At 36.3% G+C, this 19,456-nt stretch carries 11 protein-coding genes and 1 tRNA gene; 5 read left to right on the top strand and 7 right to left on the bottom strand.

Annotation, left to right across the window (positions count from 1 at the left end; genetic code table 11):
- Positions 1 to 997: 997 nt before the first annotated feature.
- The 3 genes from PVV65_RS01005 (at position 998) to PVV65_RS00995 (ending at position 4,627) form a co-directional block, all read left to right on the top strand.
- Positions 998 to 1,072: transfer RNA gene (locus PVV65_RS01005), tRNA-Glu, on the top strand.
- Positions 1,073 to 1,865: 793 nt separating this feature from the next.
- Complete coding sequence (locus tag PVV65_RS01000; RefSeq protein WP_273788877.1) at positions 1,866 to 3,080, top strand: NADP-dependent isocitrate dehydrogenase; 1,215 nt, start codon at positions 1,866 to 1,868, stop codon at positions 3,078 to 3,080.
- A gap of 116 nt (positions 3,081 to 3,196) precedes the next feature.
- Positions 3,197 to 4,627 carry an MFS transporter gene (locus tag PVV65_RS00995; protein ID WP_273788876.1) on the top strand — a complete coding sequence of 477 codons (1,431 nt, stop codon included), beginning with the start codon at positions 3,197 to 3,199 and terminating at the stop codon, positions 4,625 to 4,627.
- A 38-nt stretch (positions 4,628 to 4,665) separates the two neighbouring features.
- Here PVV65_RS00995 and PVV65_RS00990 read toward each other — a convergent pair whose 3' ends face one another.
- The 7 genes from PVV65_RS00990 to ssb form a co-directional block, all read right to left on the bottom strand.
- Positions 4,666 to 5,865, bottom strand: a complete 1,200-nt coding sequence (locus tag PVV65_RS00990) for an MFS transporter (protein WP_273788875.1) — start codon at positions 5,863 to 5,865, stop codon at positions 4,666 to 4,668.
- Positions 5,866 to 7,084: 1,219 nt separating this feature from the next.
- A complete protein-coding gene (gene tgt / locus PVV65_RS00985; RefSeq protein ID WP_273788981.1) occupies positions 7,085 to 8,203 on the bottom strand; it encodes a tRNA guanosine(34) transglycosylase Tgt in 1,119 nt (372 codons plus the stop codon).
- Positions 8,204 to 9,638: 1,435 nt separating this feature from the next.
- A complete protein-coding gene (locus PVV65_RS00980; RefSeq protein ID WP_273788874.1) occupies positions 9,639 to 10,154 on the bottom strand; it encodes a peptidylprolyl isomerase in 516 nt (171 codons plus the stop codon).
- 17 nt (positions 10,155 to 10,171) lie between these two features.
- Positions 10,172 to 10,774, bottom strand: coding sequence for a peptidylprolyl isomerase (locus tag PVV65_RS00975; protein WP_273754276.1), 603 nt, complete (start codon positions 10,772 to 10,774; stop codon positions 10,172 to 10,174).
- A 12-nt stretch (positions 10,775 to 10,786) separates the two neighbouring features.
- Positions 10,787 to 11,284 carry a pantetheine-phosphate adenylyltransferase gene (gene coaD, locus PVV65_RS00970; protein WP_273788873.1) on the bottom strand — a complete coding sequence of 166 codons (498 nt, stop codon included), beginning with the start codon at positions 11,282 to 11,284 and terminating at the stop codon, positions 10,787 to 10,789.
- 25 nt (positions 11,285 to 11,309) lie between these two features.
- Positions 11,310 to 14,093 (bottom strand): DNA gyrase subunit A, encoded by a 2,784-nt coding sequence (gene gyrA, locus PVV65_RS00965; RefSeq protein WP_273788872.1) that lies wholly within the window; start codon positions 14,091 to 14,093, stop codon positions 11,310 to 11,312.
- A gap of 230 nt (positions 14,094 to 14,323) precedes the next feature.
- Entirely contained in the window at positions 14,324 to 14,830 is a 507-nt protein-coding gene (gene ssb / locus PVV65_RS00960) for a single-stranded DNA-binding protein (RefSeq protein WP_273788871.1), read from the bottom strand.
- Between the two features lie 331 nt (positions 14,831 to 15,161).
- Here ssb and uvrA point away from each other — a divergent pair, with 331 nt between their 5' ends.
- On the top strand, positions 15,162 to 18,077 hold the full coding sequence (uvrA, locus tag PVV65_RS00955) for an excinuclease ABC subunit UvrA (protein ID WP_273788870.1): 2,916 nt from the start codon (positions 15,162 to 15,164) through the stop codon (positions 18,075 to 18,077).
- Between the two features lie 1,025 nt (positions 18,078 to 19,102).
- Positions 19,103 to 19,441 carry a P-II family nitrogen regulator gene (locus PVV65_RS00950; protein WP_273754282.1) on the top strand — a complete coding sequence of 113 codons (339 nt, stop codon included), beginning with the start codon at positions 19,103 to 19,105 and terminating at the stop codon, positions 19,439 to 19,441.
- Positions 19,442 to 19,456: the final 15 nt, after the last annotated feature.

Raw genomic sequence — 19,456 nt, 5'->3', positions numbered from 1 at the left:
TATTAAACAAAAAACATTCTTTCATAGGATACGTAAAGAGAATGGACAAAATATAAAGTGGATTATTAAATAATAACGCATTCCTTCCTACCATTATATAGCTTGAATTGTCGTTCTTAATGTAAAGAGCTTAACATTCTTCTGTATAAAAATAGAACATTACATTAAATGTAAAAAACAAAAACTCATGTGTGTACAGCATAATTCTGAAAAATTATAAATATGGAGAATAAATTTGCAAAGTTTGAATATTTTACCTTAACTTATTGCCAATCTTTTGAAAAACGAACAAATTGCAATGACAAAAAACTCCATAAATCCTTTACCTGCGCTGATTCATTTTCAAATAAAGAACTTGCTAAAGATGTGAGAGAACAAATAAAAATCCTTTAAATTTTTCACATCCATGTAAAGGTATAGTTGAGAAAAATAATTTTTAAAATATTTCTAAAAATTTCCTCAATATTTTTTATTTTTATCATACATATTTTCTTCTTGTGAAATTGAAAGAAATCTACAGCTTATGCTTTGAAAAAACTTTTGTATGATTCGCACTCTTTGTTAACTTACTCATAAATATTTTCTTTCTCCTTCATAAATTATATAAGCTTTGCTTTATGATAAGCTTAAATAAGCAGCCTTCTGTATAAAAGCTCTCTCAAGTAAGTTAAAGGATATTCACATGTACAAGCATGAGACAAAGATGAATAAAATATGTAAAAAATAAATATCTTTAAAATGCTGTTATGATCATTTTTATCTAGGCATCAAACTGAAAATAAACAACAAATATCATTCACTAAATATGATGTTCGCAGCAAAATTTTTTATCCATCATGATAACTCTATATTTTTTCTATTAAAAAACTTAGAAAATAAAATGATCTAAACAAAAGTCATTTAAAAATTATTCAATAAAACACATTTTTTTCAAAAAAAATGATACAGAGGGCTTGCGAAGTAAAAAGATCCTCTCTATAAGCCTCATCATTGGTTTGCGCCCATCGTCTAGCGGTTAGGACATCGCCCTTTCACGGCGGAAACAGGGGTTCGATTCCCCTTGGGCGTACCAATTTTTCTTTTATTTTGTGTAAGATATTGATTTTACTTATGTTTTAAATATCAGGGATCATAAATAAAAATCAAGGAATAGGCTTTTAAAGAAGTCTTTTCTTAGAAAAGGTGTAAAAGTCAACTAATGATTCATTTATTGTTTTTTCTCAGAGAAAGCAGTCTAGTGTAGTCCTTAGTATCAATTAAAAAATTAATAAAATATAAGTTAGAGGATTTCTCTAGTGATAAGGTGATTTTATAAACAGTATTCATACGTATGCTATTAATTTTTAAATAAAAACCAACCACGCTCTTTATACATTTCTTTCAACTTTCAAAACTGAAATTGATCACCAAGAAAGCATTTTAGATGAATCATCCTTCATTACAGGGCTTTTTATATCACATTAAATTTTTATAAACAAACAGTCCGTCATTTTAGATCAAATGGCGATATAAAAATAAATGCTTACTCACGAAAAAAAACTCAAGAAACCCTCATTGAGAATACAATCAACTTATCAAAACGTTAAATAGGAAATTTGATGATAAAAATACATATCCCTATTTCCCAAAAAACCTCATTAATTTATTAATTAAATTAGATTTTTTATCAGTTTCACAATGATGACAGATTTGCAAATACATCACTTCTTTTCAAAAATTAAACTCTTCAATAAAGTTTTATACTCTATTGACCATACATTCCCCCCCCACACACATTTACATGCCCCTTTCCCCTTGTTTTTACTTTTCATTATAAACCTGAAAGTGCTATAAGGTAATATCACTTAAAAGAAAAAGGACTTCTAATGGCAAAGATCAAAGTAGAAAATCCCGTTGTTGAACTCGATGGGGATGAAATGACCCGTATCATCTGGAAATATATCAAAGATAAATTAATCCATCCCTATCTCGACATTGATCTCAAATATTATGATCTTTCCGTCGAAAACCGTGATGCAACCAATGATCAGGTAACGATTGATTCTGCCAATGCTATCAAAAAATATGGGGTTGGTATAAAATGTGCAACCATCACACCTGATGAAGCACGTGTTAAAGAATTTAACTTAAAAAAAATGTGGAAATCACCCAATGGCACTATCCGCAATATTTTAGGAGGCGTTATTTTTCGTGAACCCATTATCTGTAAAAATGTCCCTCGCCTTGTTCCTAACTGGACAAAGCCAATTATTATCGGACGTCACGCTTTTGGTGATCAATATAAAGCAACAGATTTTAAATTTCCAGGCAAAGGGAAACTAAGTATTAAATTTGTTGGTGATGATAATCAAGTTATTGAGCATGATGTTTTTGATGCCCCAAGTGCAGGGGTTGCCATGGCGATGTATAACCTTGATGAGTCAATTCGTGATTTTGCCCGTGCAGCTTTTAATTATGGACTACAGCGGAATGTTCCGGTTTATCTTTCAACAAAAAATACCATCCTAAAAACTTACGATGGTCGTTTTAAAGATATCTTTCAAGAAATATTTGATACGGAATTTAAAAATGAATTTGAAAACCATAAATTGTATTACGAACACCGTCTCATTGATGATATGGTAGCTTCGGCACTTAAATGGTCAGGCGGCTATGTCTGGGCATGTAAAAACTATGATGGTGATGTTCAGTCTGATATTGTTGCCCAAGGTTTTGGTTCTCTTGGTCTTATGACTTCCGTTCTCATGACACCGGACGGTAAAATTGTTGAAGCAGAGGCCGCACACGGCACCGTAACACGCCACTACCGTCAATATCAAAAGAATGAAGAAACATCAACAAATTCTATTGCATCTATTTTTGCATGGACTCGTGGACTAGCGCATCGGGCCAAACTGGATAACAATGATAAATTAAAAAACTTTGCCACAACATTGGAAGAAGTTTGTATTAAAACCGTTGAAGAAGGTTTTATGACGAAAGATCTCGCGCTTTTGATTGGACCTAAACAAAAATGGCTTTCTACAACAGGTTTTCTCGACAAAATTGATGAAAATCTCAAAAAAGCAATCGACAATTAAGCAATAATTTAATTAAAATTCAAAGCTCTAAATAGAGCTTTGAATTTTTCTTGGTGAATTTAAAGAACTGCCTTATAAATAAAAAGAAAATAAACTTTTATTAAATAGCAAAAACAGTGAAAAAACAAAGCTGGTCTACGCTTCTATTGAGTAAAAATGGTCTTTGCTTTTTAACGTTTACAGGCGGAGTTGTGCTGCACGCCACCAACGTTTATATCGTTATTACTATTTTACCCTTCCTTATGAATCATATTGGCAATGAAATATATTATTCTTGGGTTGCTACTGTCTTCATTACAGCTTCTCTCATAGGAACTTCCCTTGCAACAAAAATATTAGGAAAACTAGGTCCCCGTAACGCTTATGTTATCTCTGGAGTTATCTTTACCCTAGGGACTTTCCTGTGCAGCATTTCTTCATCTATGCCATTATTTTTAATAGGACGCTTTATTCAAGGATTTGGAAGTGGTTCTTTGTTATCCCTATCCTATTCCATGGTGCGTATTTTTTTTAATCCATCTTTATGGTCACACGCATTAAGTGTTATTTCTGGAATGTGGGGAATATCAACCTTATTAGGACCAGCGATCGGAGGGCTTTCTATATATTATGGCCTATGGCGAGCATCCTTTTGGATCATTGGTGTATTTGCTATATTCTTCTCACTCATCGCCTTCAAATTTTTACCAAAAAAGAATGAAAGTGATATTCCAACATCCCCTTTCCCTCTTCTCCAGCTTTTCATACTCACCTTATTGATTTTTATCATTTCGGTTGGAGGGGCTATGGAGTCAACAATGGCAAAAATCTGCGGGCTCGTTATCGGACTTAGTCTTCTCTTTGTTCTAGCAAGAATCGAATCATCTAATCTTCACCCTATGTTGCCGCATAAATCCTTTTCTTTTTCTTCTGAAATTTTTCCTGTTTACGCATTGATCCTCGTTATGACAACAGTCGTCTATAGTATAGAACTTTATTTTCCACTTTTTCTTCAAGAGCTTCATGGACAAGCTCCACTTATTGCTGGTTATATAGCAGCACTCATGAGCCTAGGGTGGACATGTGGAGCCCTTTCAAGTGCTGGTATCTCCGCAAGAAAAATTCGCAACATCATTGTATACTCCCCCTTATTAAAACTGTTAGGAATCACCATTCTTTTATGGCTTATTCCAACAGAAGTTTCCGCAGTTGAATATATTTTTATTATTTGCTTAGCACTATTTTCTATTGGGATCAGTGCAGGTATAGCGTGGCCACATTTACTCACAAGGATATTACAATGTGCAAATGATGAAGATGCTCTGCGTGCAAGTGAATCCCTTACCTTTGTGCAACTATTTTCAGCGGCCTTAAGTGCAACTCTAGCAGGAGTCATCACTAATCTTGCAGGCCTCTTTAATCCTGGAGGAACAATAGGAATGATCTTAGCAGCAAAAACACTTCTTATCGTGCTCATGGGGCTTTTATTTTGTTTTGCTATCCCATTAGCGCTGCGCATTTCCTACTGCATATTTAAAAATCCAACAGGACATTCTAATAATAACTAAAAATAAATATAAAAATTTCTTCTTTACTCAAAAAAATATTAAGAACGCTTCTCCATAAACCATGAGATGCAAAAAACCATTAATCCGCAAAAAGTTAGAATACTTCCTAAAATGGCTGTATATTCATAAGTATAGCCCAATTTTAAAACCAATGCTCCAGCTTCTGCACCAAGAGCGTTGGCAATATTAAAAGCAGACTGCATTAATGCTCCTGCCAAAATCTTTCCCTGTAGTGCAACATCCATAATTTTTGTTTGTATAGAAGGCATAGCCGCAAAAGAAGTCCCAACCAGAAAGCATCCTATTGCAGCTGTTAACGGAGCATAAGATAAAAAGATAAAAAGAAAAAAAACAAATACGCTCCAAAGCATAGAAAAAAATATCATCGGCGAAATGCCTATTTTAGCAGCCAGTTTAGGCCCCAAGAGATTTCCTACCACCATCCCCAATCCAACTAAGGGCATGATAAAGGGTATCCACTCAAGTGAAAAACCAGAAATATGCATTAATGTTGATTTAATATAAGTAAAAACAGAAAATAATCCTGACGCCCCCACCGAAACCATTGTTAAAAGAAGCCACACCTGCTTTTGCTTTAATGCACCCATTTCGCGTAAAGGGCTCGTTCTTTTACACCTTAAATCGCAAGGCAAAAAATTCCAAATAAGAAAACAACATAATAAAGCAATCATACCCACAAGGATGAAAGCAATCTGCCAACCAATAAGTTGACCAATCCAAGTTGCACTTGGTGCTCCTAAAACGGTTGCAATAGTTAAGCCAAGCATAACAGACCCAACAGCTTTAGAACGTTCATTCATTTTCACCATTGAAGAGGCAACCATAGCCGCAAGTCCGAAATAGATTCCATGGGGAAGACCACTGAGAAAGCGTAATACGACTAACATGCTAAAATCAGAAAAAAAAGCACTCGCAATATTTGCTAAGGCATAAAAAAACATCAACCCTATCAAAACAGTTTTACGTGAAAATTGAGCAGTTGCAACAGCCAAAAGAGGAGCTCCAATCACAACACCTAATGCATAAGCAGAAATATATTGACCCGCAGTAGGAATATCAACATATGAACTTCGTGCCATCTCTGGAAGAAGCCCCATTGCAACAAACTCTGCAGTCCCAATAGAAAAACTCCCTACTGCAAGAGCTAAAATTGCTAAATGACGTACTTTCGAATCAATTTCCAACGCAAGAATATTTTGTTTATGAGAATCGATCATATCATCACTTCTGGATAAGATTTTTTACTGTAGATATCTGTAATACGTAAAACTAAAAATTCAAAATATTGTTACATGCATGCTAAATCGTCCCCAACAAAGTTTTAGAAACATTTTAGTGTATAAGTATTTTATGAAATTTTTAGTAAGATTCTTTAATGAAAGATCTTCTAAAAACCTAACAATTATAGATATACTCAACTATTTTTATGAGACCAGCCAGATAATAAACCCAAGATAATAAACTATGTCTCCTTTTTTCAGCAGTTTCAATTTTACCCTAAATCTTTATTTAGAACGATGTACCACACGCTATAAACAATTCTAAAATTTATCGAAGAATACATTCCAAACAGATGAGCAATATATCATCATTATCTTGATACAAATATAAAAGCCTCTGCCTAATTTATTATTTCTTCGTTTTTATAAACTAAATCCCCCTCCAAATTGATAAGCTATAATTTCAACACATATGCTATCTTATGGGTTATTATAGAATCTTTTAAAAATTCTCATAATAATCGTGCTTGATTTCTCCATTGATTAAATAATCCTATTCTCGAGATATTTATCCCTATCTCATCTCATAGATAAATAGCATAAGATCTTTTTTGATCTAATTCACTATCTGTAAATTTGAAATATCCATATAATATATTATGATTTTTTATATAAATATAATACAAAATAAATATGATAATTTTTGTTTAAAGATATTTATTAATCTTTTATAAAATTATGATTATATTGTAAATAATATTTTTTATTAACGTATAAAAATAGTAAAAACATAAAATGTATTTTTATAACTTTTAAATATTATAATATTACTTTATTATTATTTTAATTTTCTAAGAATTTATCTGTTATTTTGCATGTAACACATTCTTTACCTTAATCAATAAAAGAATACAAAAGAACTCATAAAAATACAATTTTCATACTTCTTTAAGAGTTCGCTAACGCCTCATTAACATTGTTGTTTTAAACACTCATCAGAAACAGAAGTAAACTGTTTTTCTCCGGATCAGGTAGCGCGTACCGGAGTAACAGTTTCTGTTTTGCATGATAATTACAAAAAGAATATATGCCCCGTAAAATAGTACCTTTACATTTTAAGATAGTGCAATTTTATTTTTTGGGAAGGTATTTCTAATTTTATTTTTTGAGTAAAATTTGTAAGTAAAAAATAAAACACTATATTGAGATGAATGTTTTAGCGTCCTTGTGCCCATAGAGCACGCGTTTCAGCGCAAAAATGAGCATAACAGCCCTCTTCAATGGCATCACGAATTTCTTGCATCAATTGTTGGTAATAAAAAAGATTATTCCAGGTCAACAACATACCACCAAGAGATTCACCAGATTTGATCAAATGATGTAAATAAGCGCAACTATAATCATTTGCTGCTGGACAAAGTGACTGTGGATCAAGAGGATGGGGATCTTCTGCATAACGCGCATTCCGTAAATTAATTCTACCAAAGCGTGTAAAAGCTAAACCATGACGTCCTGCACGTGTTGGCATAACACAATCAAACATATCAATACCACGCGCAACACTTTGTAAAATATCATCAGGTGTCCCTACTCCCATAAGATAGCGCGGTTTATCCTCTGGCAAAATCGGACAAGTCGTATCCAACACTGCTGTCATAACATTCTGCGGCTCACCAACAGCAAGACCTCCAATCGCGTACCCTTTTAAATCCATTTCTTTTAATGCTTGAGCAGAACGTTCACGCAGTTCCATATTATCACCCCCCTGAACAATCCCAAACAATGCTTTATCTGGCTGTTTCCCAAAAGCTGTTTTACAACGTTGTGCCCACCGCAATGAAAGTTCCATAGCTTCTTCCATCTCTTTTTCACTTGCGGGTAAAGCAATACATTGATCCAACTGCATCTGAATATCCGCATCAAGAAGTCCTTGAATTTCGATAGAACGCTCTGGACTCATTTCATAGTAGGCTCCATTAACATAAGAGCGAAAAATCACACCTTGTTCGTTAATTTTACGGATGCCCGCCAATGACATAACCTGAAAACCACCAGAATCGGTTAAAATAGGTCCATTCCAGCGTGAAAATTTATGTAATCCCCCTAAACGGGCAACACGTTCAGCTCCTGGACGCAACATTAAATGATAAGTATTCCCCAAAATAATATCCGCCCCAAGATCACGTACTTGATCCATATACATAGCCTTAATGGTTCCTGCCGTCCCCACAGGCATAAAAGCAGGTGTGCGAACACACCCACGTCCAGTAATAATTTCGCCTCGACGAGCACATCCATCTTGAGCAATTTTTCTATAATGAAATGTCTTTATCATCACTCTTATTTTCTTGATTTGATTTCATCAATACATACTTCTATAGAAAGAAAAAATATATCCCTTACGAGCATTGCCATAAATTTTTATGAATTAATTTTTGATTCGCTTAAACCAGTATAAAAAGATAAACGAGATAAAAGAATATTTACTATCAAGAAACCACCATAATAAAGAAATAATCTAGCTCCAGAAAAATAATAAATATCGATACTTAACGTACCAAACCTTAATAGAACTATGAAATTACTATCTCAATAATCTCATCTTTACGTACTTTCATAAGCGATGTTTTTATAAGAATAGAAAAAATTTTAATCACATTTACTTTCGATATTTTTACTTTGAAAGATAATTTTTTACATATTATACAACATATTAATTTATAAAGATAATTTACTTTTTACATATTGTAATGAAAGGCCCAAATAGCGTAAGTTTCTCTTATTTCAAACCTATACCATATTGAATTACCCAAAATCATTTACTTATACGTTATAAACGACTAGGCTATGTGGAATGAAACTGTACAAGAAAAGACTAAAAAATACTTCTTGTGAGACTCTCAAGTGCCAAAAGCTGTCTCAACCTTAGAGACTAGCACTGTGGTCTAATGGCGCCAGTTTGCTCTTTTATTAAACTATTAAGCATAAAAATGGTGTAGCTTAATGAATTTTATATGATTCATAGGGGCTTTACCGTGAGACCATTCAAGAAATGAACTTGGATGTGCTAAGAGATGTTTTTTTAAAACAAACGCGTAAATATGCAACACAAGTGTAACAGTTTAAAGCATTTCTCCATAAAAAACGAAAGCGTAAGGCCATGCATAATCTTTATCATTTAAAAGATACTGCCTTAAATGATTTTGAAAAAGTAAATCTGAATTAAAAAGGAAATGGTAAGATTAATTTTTGTGTTTGCTTTTACGTCTTTATGCTCTTTCCAAATTAGGTCATCTTCCTATTTTAGAGATTACGCCAATAAGGATATACACAATACGCTCCATACTTTCACCTTGTATATGAACACTGAAACAGCCAAGCTCTTATCCATCACAATATATATTTCAAACATGCTGCTGCATTAGGATTAAATGTTTCTATACAAACAGCAACAAAAGCACGTTCTTTTTTCAGAACAGGAGCAAAACCATTAGGAGACCAGCAATTGATCGAAGAGGAGTGTTGTTTTTTTATAAAACACTTTGCCCCCCCCTAAAACAACTGGCTTTGCATTTTTTATCCTGACAGCTTTTTGTACAAATCCTTGGCGCCAATTCTTGTAGATCAGATTGAAAGAAATAATGGAGAGTTCTTAGCTTAAAAATGCGAAAGAAAAGCATGATACTACAAAAAAAATTCACATACCCTTATTGATCAGAAAAGAGTATTTTCTTTCAGACAGTTTATAATTGAAACGCATATGATTTATACTATTCTGCATCAGCAGCAATAACAGCTTTGGTAATTGTATCAGGATCATCGACAACAGGTTCACCGCGCTTAATTTTATCAACATTTTCCATACCCTCAACGACTTTCCCCCATATGGAATATTGATGGTCAAGCCACGGAGCATCTGCAAAACAAATAAAAAACTGCGAATTAGCGGAATTTGGATTCTGACTCCGCGCCATAGAAACTGTACCACGCTTATGAAAAAGATTTGAAAACTCTGCGGCTAAATCTGGTTTTTCTGAACCACCCATCCCCGCACGTGATAAATTAAATTTTTCACCATCCTTCTTTCCAAACTGCACATCACCAGTCTGCGCCATAAAACCATCAATAACGCGATGGAAAATAACATTATCATAAGCACCTTCACGAACAAGTTCTTTAATACGTGTAACATGGCCAGGCGCTAAATCAGCAAAAAGTTCAATAACAACTCTGCCTTTCGTCGTGTCAAGAATTAAGATATTCTCTGGATTTTTATTCTCAACCATATGAAAACTCCTTTGATTTATCTTTCAATTTGTAAAGTAGCAGCATGAATAACATCAGGATTTGTTACAGATCCATTATTACTTGCAGTCCCTTTTTTAATTTTATCAACAATATCCATCCCCTGTATGACTTCTCCAACAATCGTATATTGACCATTTAAAAAAGGAGCATCATCAAAACAAATGAAGAATTGAGAATTAGCAGAATTTTGATCTTGTGAACGAGCCATCCCAACAGTACCGCGCTTAAACGACTGCTTTGAAAATTCAGCCGGTATATTGGGATAACTTGAACCTCCCATACCAACGCGTTTCAGATCAAAACTTTTACTGCCTTTTTTTCCAAACTTTACATCACCAGTTTGTGCCATAAAGCCAGGAATAACGCGATGAAACACAACATTATTATAAGCTCCCTCTTCTGCTAGTTTTTTGATTTGCTCAACATGTTTTGGCGCCAAATCAGGACGCAGACGAATAAAAACATCACCGTCTTTGAGAGATAAAACAAGCAGGCTTGCATCATTTGCTGGGTTTGCTGAGCTAAAATTATCAGCAACAGCGCGCAATGAAAAAAAACAAAATACACATATCAAAACGGCAAAGAATCTACGAGACACAATTATTCACCCTTATAAAGACTGGAATTTCAAACGTAAAGCTTGTGCAATATTGAGCGGAACAAATGGTGTCACATCCCCTCCCATAGAGGCAACTTGACGGACCAATGTAGATGTTATCGCACGTCCAGAAACGCTTGCCGGCAAAAAAACAGTTTGCAATTCAGGGGCCATAACAGCATTCATCCCTGCCATTTGCATTTCATAATCAAGATCAGTACCATCACGCAACCCACGAATGAGAAATGAAGCACCAACTTCACGCGCCTTTTCAATGAGAAGGTTATCAAATGAAAGAACCTGCAACCGATCAGAATCTGTACCAAACAAATCTTTCCCTACCTGCGTAATAAAACCAACGCGCTCTTCAAAACTAAAAAGTGTTTTTTTGTTCGCCTGTAATCCTATAGCAACGACCACCTTATCAGCTAACACAAAACACCCTTTCAAAATATCAAGATGACCGTTTGTAAGAGGATCAAAAGAACCTGCATAAAAAGCAATTTTCATAGATTGTACTCCACCCTCTTCAAAATTACTTTTCTTCGCTCATATCAACTGTATCAGAATGCTTCTCACTTTCATCCTCTAATGAGCGCGTTTCATCTTCAGGTTCAGAAATACGCTCAACCGATACGACTCTTTCACCTTCAGCTGTATTAAAAATTGTCACCCCCTTAGTTGAGCGCCCTGCCATACGAATTCCCTCAACAGGGACGCGAATTAGCTGTCCCCCATCTGATACCAACATAATTTGATCTTGCGCCTTCACCGGAAAAGCCGCTACTAATTTACCAATTTCAGCAGTTTTAGATGGATCTGTTGCACGAATTCCTTTTCCACCACGTCCCGAAATCCGGAACTCATAAGAAGAAGAGCGTTTACCATAACCAAACTCACTCACGGTTAACAGCATCTGTTCGCGTGCATGGAGTTCTGTGTAGCGCTCCTCTGTTAACTCTGTCTCAGTACCCCCATCTTCCTCATCAAGAATGACAATATCTTCAATATCAGCATCTGAACCAGCAGCACGGCGTTCATTTATCACACGTTTAATATATGTAGAACGCTCAATGGACGTCGCTTCAACATGCTCTAAAATTGTCATCGAAATAACTTTATCGCCTTTAGCCAAATTGATACCACGAACCCCTACAGAATTACGCCCCGCAAAGACACGAACATCCACAACTGGAAAACGAATACATTGCCCATTCGCTGTTGTGAGAACCACATCATCATGTTCTGTACAGGTTTCAACAGAAAGAATTTCATCTTCTTCATCAAGTTTCATGGCAATTTTACCATTACGATTAACTTGAATAAAATCTGATAACTTATTACGGCGCACAGTCCCACGTGTTGTCGCAAACATGATATCCAGCGCACTCCAGCTTTCTTCATCTTCAGGCAAAGGCATAATGGTTGTAATACGCTCACCTTGTTGTAAGGGAAGCATATTGATCAAAGCCCGCCCACGCGATTGTGGTGTCCCCAGTGGTAGTCGCCAAACTTTTTCCTTATAAACAATCCCACGTGATGAAAAGAAAAGAACTGGAGTATGTGTATTAGCGACAAATAAACGCGTTACAAAATCCTCATCTTTCGTCGACATACCAGAACGTCCCTTACCGCCACGACGCTGTGCACGATAGGTATTAAGAGGGACGCGCTTAATATAACCACTATGGCTAACCGTTACTACCATATCTTCTGGTGCGATCAGATCTTCACTCTCCATCTCAGCACTGCCAAAACCAAAGACAGTACGTCGCGGCGTTGCAAATTCCTCACGAAGAGCACTCAACTCATCTTTAACAATACCCATAATGCGTACACGCGATGCCAAAATATCAAGATAATCAGCAATATCCACGCCAATTTTATTCAATTCATCAGCAATTTCATCACGCCCAAGGGCAGTCAACCGTTGCAAACGCAATTCTAAAATAGCACGCGCCTGCTCTTCAGAAAGATTATAAGTACTATCCTCATGAATAATATGACGAGGATCATCAATAAGTTTAATCAAAGGTGCTACATCCGCAGCAGGCCAGCGTCGCTCCATTAATTGTGTACGTGCTGTTTGTGGATCAGGTGCTTTGCGAATAAGCGCTATGATTTCATCAATATTGGCAACAGCAAGGGCAAGACCAACCAAAACATGGGCCCGCTCACGGGCTTTACGCAAAAGATATTTTGTTCGCCGACTAACAACCTCTTCACGGAAAGAAACAAATGCACGAAGCATATCAAGCAACGTCATTTGTTCAGGTTTTCCCCCATTCAACGCAACCATATTACAACCAAAAGAAGTTTGCAGCGGCGTATAACGATATAATTGGTTTAAAACAATTTCCGCAACAACATCTTTCTTCAACTCAATAACAACACGATATCCATCACGATCAGATTCGTCACGCAAATCAGAAATTCCTTCAATGCGTTTATCGCGCACCAATTCGGCCATTTTTTCAATCATTGTTGCTTTGTTAACTTGATAAGGAATTTCACTCACAATAATTGCCTGTCGACCACTGCGAATTTCTTCAATATCAACTTTAGCACGCATAATAATCGAGCCACGCCCTGTTTCATAAGCTGAACGGACACCAGAATGCCCGAGGATAATTCCCCCTGTAGGGAAATCTGGACCAGGAATAATTTCAATTATTTGATCAAGTGTGATATTGGGATTATCAATTAGGGCGATACAACCATCAACAACTTCGCCAAGATTATGGGGTGGAATATTGGTTGCCATTCCCACAGCAATGCCCCCTGACCCGTTAACCAAAAGATTAGGGAAGCGCGCTGGTAAAACAACCGGTTCACATTCACGCCCATCATAATTATCCTGAAAATCAACCGTATCTTTATCAATATCAGCTAAAAGCGCTTCTGAGACTTTTTCTAAACGACACTCAGTATAGCGCATTGCCGCTGGTGGATCACCATCAACAGAACCAAAATTCCCCTGACCATCGATCAACGGATTTCTCAAGGAGAAGTCCTGTGCCATACGCACCAAAGCATCATAAATAGAAGCGTCACCATGGGGATGGAATTTTCCCATAACCTCCCCAACAACACCAGCAGACTTACGATACGGCTTATTAAAAACAAGCCCCATCTCATTCATAGCATGAAGGATACGTCGATGAACAGGTTTAAGACCATCACGGACATCAGGGAGTGCACGTGAAACAATGACACTCATCGCATAATCGAGATAAGAGCGTTGCATTTCATCAATTATGCTGATTGGTTCAATACCAGTCAGCACATCACGTTCTGGTTGTGGAGTAAGATCAGTCACAATTTCAAAACTTTCAAAAAAGAATCATTTTACTTTGTTTATATCGAAAAATACACCAAAATGCTAATCTCTCTCCCATAACAAAGGAGAAATTTAACAATATTTTTCAAGATGTTATTAATTCCTAATAAAAATTATCAATAACAATAAACAGCTTCCACTTCGCTAAACTTCAAAAATCTGAAACAAACAAACCATAAAGAACGTGTAATACTGTCTTGTAAAGACTCTTAGAAAGGTACATCGTCATCTAATTTATGAGAAAAACTTTCTCCCACTTTGCTATCAGTTTGACCAAAAGTATTTTTCTGATTTGCGTTAATATCTGTAAAACCCCCACTGTAACTGCCTCCTTGACCGGCACCTTGCTCCCCACCAGCTCCCCCACGCCCATCAAGCATTTGTAATTCCCCACGGTATTTTTGCAAAACAACCTCTGTTGTATAACGATCATTTCCATTTTGATCTTGCCATTTCCGTGTCTGTAACTGCCCCTCGATATAAATTTTACTGCCTTTTTTTAAATATTGCTCTGCAATTTTGATAAGATTCTCATTAAAAATAACAATATTATGCCACTCGGTGCGTTCTTTTCGTTCATTTGTATTCCGATCACGCCAACTTTCCGAAGTAGCAATACGCAAATTTGCCACTTGATCTCCAGAATTCAAACGGCGGATTTCGGGATCTGACCCGAGATTACCAATCAAAATAACTTTATTAAGGCTACCTGCCATCGCATAAACTCCAAAATTTTAATTCGTAAAACACTGTTATAGAACAGTTATAACCATCTTGACCTTCAATTTACACGTTTGCAATTGACCTTCAATATGGATATTGCTACCCTTTCCCAACATTGGATCCAATGTAATTATAACAAAATATGATAACAACGCATAGTTTATTCCATCAATAGAGAATAAAAAGCTGCTCATTTGTGTTTTCTTTTCATAAAACTTATACTTTCTTTTTGCGTTAAGGCAGTTAAGCACGTTTTAATTCTAAAAAAACAGTTTTATGCCATTTCAGAGGCTTAATTTCTGTCACATATGCCAAGGATAAAAGATGACTCATCAAAAATATATCTCCATTCGCGGTGCACGTGAGCATAACCTTAAAAATATTGATCTTGATCTGCCTCGTGATAAACTCATTGTTGTAACAGGACTTTCTGGATCAGGAAAATCATCTTTAGCTTTTGATACAATTTACGCTGAAGGACAACGCCGCTATGTCGAAAGCCTTTCGGCTTATGCACGCCAATTTCTCGAAGTCATGCAAAAACCAGACGTCGATCGCATAGATGGCCTTTCTCCAGCTATCTCCATTGAACAAAAAACCACCAGCCGCAACCCACGCTCAACAGTTGGTACCGTCACTGAAATCTACGACTATATGCGTCTCCTCTTTGCTCGTATTGGTATTCCCCATTCCCCTGCTACAGGACTTCCTATTGAAAGCCAGACAGTAACCCAAATGGTTGATCAAATTATGTCCTTACCAGAAGGAACACGAATTTTTATTATGGCCCCCTTGGTGCGAGGTCGAAAGGGAGAGTATAAAAAAGAGCTAAGGGAACTTTTAAGAAAAGGATTTCAGCGCGCTAAAGTTGATGGAGAATTCTATGAAATCTCTGATATTCCACCTCTTGATAAAAAATATAAACATGACATCGATGTTGTGGTAGACCGCATTGTTGTACAAAATGATATCACCTCTCGCTTGGCTGATAGTATAGAAACCTGTTTACAGCTAGCAAATGGACTTGTCATTGCTGAAATGGCGGACCAACCCTTAGCACAAAAAGAAACGACAAAAGAAGCTGCTTATAAATCAAAAAACGACACACACAAACGGCTTCTTTTTTCAGAAAAATTTTCCTGCCCTGTATCAGGTTTTTCTATCCCTGAAATTGAACCACGACTCTTTTCATTCAATAATCCTTTTGGAGCCTGTCCTCTCTGCGATGGACTGGGAATCAAAAAGGCAATGGATCCTCAAAAAATTGTACCAAATAAAAATCTTACCTTAAAAGGCGGAGCCATTGCTCCTTGGGCTAAATCAGATTCATTTTATTATAGCCAAACCTTAGAAGCATTAGGAAAAGCTTACGATTTCAAACTCACAAATCAGTGGTGTGAACTCTCTAATGAAGCACAACAAGCTATTCTCTACGGTACAAAAAGAAATGAAATTTCTTTTATCTACAAAAATAACTCTGGTTTGCATAAAATGACTCAACCTTTTGAAGGAATCATCCCCAATATGGAAAGACGCTGGAAGGAAACTGATTCTGCTTGGTCTCGTGAAGAAATTGAGCGTTATATGTCTTCTTCTCCTTGTCCAGCTTGTCACGGTTATCGTTTAAAACCAGAGGCACTTGCTGTGAAAATCCATGGGATGCATATTGGGCAAATATCAGATCTTTCTATTCTAAAAGCAGATGATTGGTTTGCCAACCTCCATCAACATCTCACGGAAAAACAACGTAATATCGCAGTACGTATTTTAAAAGAAATTCGCGAACGCTTAGCTTTTTTAAATCATGTAGGATTGGAATATCTTACCTTATCTCGAAATTCAGGAACTCTTTCAGGGGGAGAAAGCCAACGCATTCGATTAGCCTCCCAGATTGGTTCTGGTCTTACAGGCGTTCTTTATATTTTAGATGAACCATCCATCGGTTTACACCAACGCGATAATGAACGTCTTTTGGAAATGCTATGCCATTTACGCGATCTTGGTAATACAGTTATTGTTGTTGAACATGATGAAGATGCCATTCGCGCAGCAGACCATGTTGTTGATATAGGCCCTGCGGCAGGGGTTCATGGTGGTAAAATCATAGCGCAAGGGACACCACAAGAAGTTATAGAGAATCCAACCTCTCTCACAGGCCAATATCTTTCAGGGAAAATGGCTGTTAGACTGCCGACAGAGCGACGCAAAATATCAAAATTGAAAACCCTTAAAGTCATTGGCGCCAAAGGCAATAACCTTAAGAATATCAGTGCAAATATCCCTCTTGGAACTTTCACATGCATAACCGGTGTTTCTGGAGGAGGAAAATCAACATTTCTTATTGAAACGCTTTTCAAAGCAGCATCACATCAGATCATGGGTAGTCATCATAGCCCTGCCTGCTATGATAAAATTGAAGGATTAGAATTTCTTGATAAAGTCATTGATATCAACCAGTCCCCTATTGGACGCACCCCACGCTCTAATCCCGCAACCTATACAGGCGCTTTTACACCGATTCGTGACTGGTTTGCCGAACTCCCAGAATCAAAAGCTCGTGGTTATAAAGCAGGGCGTTTTTCATTTAATGTTAAAGGAGGACGCTGTGAAGCTTGTCAAGGTGATGGAGTCATCAAAATTGAAATGCACTTTTTACCGGATGTCTATGTAACTTGTGATGTCTGTAAAGGAAAACGTTATAATAGAGAAACACTAGAAATAAAATTCAAAGGGCAATCTATCGCCGATATTTTAGATATGACAATCGAAAAGGCTGAGGAATTTTTCCAGGCTGTTCCCGCTATTCATAATAAAATGGAAACCCTCATGAAAGTAGGATTGGGTTACATAAAAGTGGGACAGCAAGCGACCACACTTTCTGGTGGGGAAGCACAACGTGTAAAACTTGCAAAAGAGCTTTCACGCAAAACAACGGGACGTACACTTTATATTTTGGATGAACCGACAACAGGTTTACATTTTCATGATATTTCTAAACTTCTTGAAGTGCTTCATGAACTGGTCGAGCAAGGCAACACTGTCATCGTCATTGAACATAACCTTGATGTTATCAAAACAGCCGACTGGATTATTGATTTAGGACCAGAAGGTGGAGATCGTGGGGGTGAAATCGTTGCTATTGGGCGTCCTGAAGACATTATTAAGGTTCCCGCTTCTTATACGGGAAAATTTCTAAAAGATGTTTTACAGCGCCAATCTCTCTACAATTCCAACTCTTAAAAAGGTTTAGTCTTAAAGGACTTACCTTGTAAGATACAGTATACGAACAAAGACGGTGTTTTTATTGTTGCCTGTAAATTAAATCTCATTCCAGTGCTGCGGTATGTTTAAAACAAGGGCTGAAACGATTTTTCGCGCTTTATAAGCTATTTTATCTTTCGTATTGCCTAATAGGAGAACGTGCGCATAATTGCGTATCTTTCCTCTTTTCCATCTGCTTTTAATTCATCTTGATCTTGACGATTTTCAAAAGCATCTACAGCAAGATCTTATCAGAAAGGCTGCACATTGCTTCACACTTTTATTTATCGCGTTCCTTAACGGGATTCATTCCTCACGAAGGGACAGAATGTCCCAAACGGAATAATTGGCGTTGCCAATTCCAGACACTTGTTTTTAAAGAGATATTTCTACAATGCTTTAAAGCCCATTTCACGACATCCCCTGTAAATACTATTTTGATACATCGATTATTATACAGCAGCATATTTATACTTATTGGCGGAACAAATCGCCGCTATCATGATATTTAACCAATACTTACAGCTTCCCATTGCTATTCAGAAGCCCTTGCATTTAATATGCTATCCATTATAGGTATTTTATTTCCCTCTTAACCGTTTTTATCCACGCACTCGTATGGCTTATGATATACACTTAAATAATATACAAAAATATTGTTTTAATTGCTTGAGAATAAAAAGATCTAAAGTGAAAAAATCTCATGCTATTAGAGTTTCTTATTCGATATGAGAAATATTTAATTATCCTTATAAATCAAAGCGTTACTAAATAAAAAAGAAACATAACACTCTTATTATATTATTTAAATTCTGTACAAAGAATTGTAATTTTTTCCAAAAAAACAATATTTCACTTCATTGTACAAGAAACTCTCCTCCTAGAGCATAGACTATAATTATTTTCGAGTTTTTGTGTACAAAGTATCTGTTGGACATCTTAGAGTTGTCAATATAATGTGATGCGGTCTAAAAAGACAAAATAACGTTGGAGATAATTTCAGCATGAAAAAAATTGAAGCCATTATAAAACCTTTCAAACTTGATGAAGTAAAAGAAGCGCTTCAAAAAATTGGACTACACGGTATTACAGTAACAGAAGCGAAAGGTTTTGGCCATCAAAGAGAACATACAGAACTTTATCGTGGTACGAAATATGTTGTTGACTTTCTACCTAAAGTAAAGATTGAGATTGTTGTATCCGATGAAAAACTGGAACAAACTGTTGATGCAATACGCAAAGCAGCGCAAACAAAACATATAGGAGATGGAAAGATATTTGTTTTTTCCATTGATGATGCCATTCGTATAGGCACTGACGAAACTGGGATCGATGCTCTTTAATAAACAACGAAAAAT

It is taken from the genome of Bartonella sp. ML70XJBT (assembly GCF_028618425.1).
Taxonomy (GTDB): domain Bacteria; phylum Pseudomonadota; class Alphaproteobacteria; order Rhizobiales; family Rhizobiaceae; genus Bartonella.
Note: the sequence above shows the minus strand (reverse complement) of the source record. Positions and strands in the feature narration are given on the sequence as shown.

What these genes read in the sequence shown, in the direction of transcription:
- PVV65_RS01000 (WP_273788877.1), top strand. Translation starts at nt 1,866, where the DNA reads ATGGCAAAGATCAAAGTAGAAAATCCCGTTGTTGAACTCGATGGGGAT.
- PVV65_RS00950 (WP_273754282.1), top strand. Translation starts at nt 19,103, where the DNA reads ATGAAAAAAATTGAAGCCATTATAAAACCTTTCAAACTTGATGAAGTA.
- ssb (WP_273788871.1), bottom strand. Translation starts at nt 14,830, where the DNA reads ATGGCAGGTAGCCTTAATAAAGTTATTTTGATTGGTAATCTCGGGTCA.
- coaD (WP_273788873.1), bottom strand. Translation starts at nt 11,284, where the DNA reads ATGAAAATTGCTTTTTATGCAGGTTCTTTTGATCCTCTTACAAACGGT.
- tgt (WP_273788981.1), bottom strand. Translation starts at nt 8,203, where the DNA reads ATGATAAAGACATTTCATTATAGAAAAATTGCTCAAGATGGATGTGCT.
- PVV65_RS00980 (WP_273788874.1), bottom strand. Translation starts at nt 10,154, where the DNA reads ATGGTTGAGAATAAAAATCCAGAGAATATCTTAATTCTTGACACGACG.
- uvrA (WP_273788870.1), top strand. Translation starts at nt 15,162, where the DNA reads ATGACTCATCAAAAATATATCTCCATTCGCGGTGCACGTGAGCATAAC.
- PVV65_RS00990 (WP_273788875.1), bottom strand. Translation starts at nt 5,865, where the DNA reads ATGATCGATTCTCATAAACAAAATATTCTTGCGTTGGAAATTGATTCG.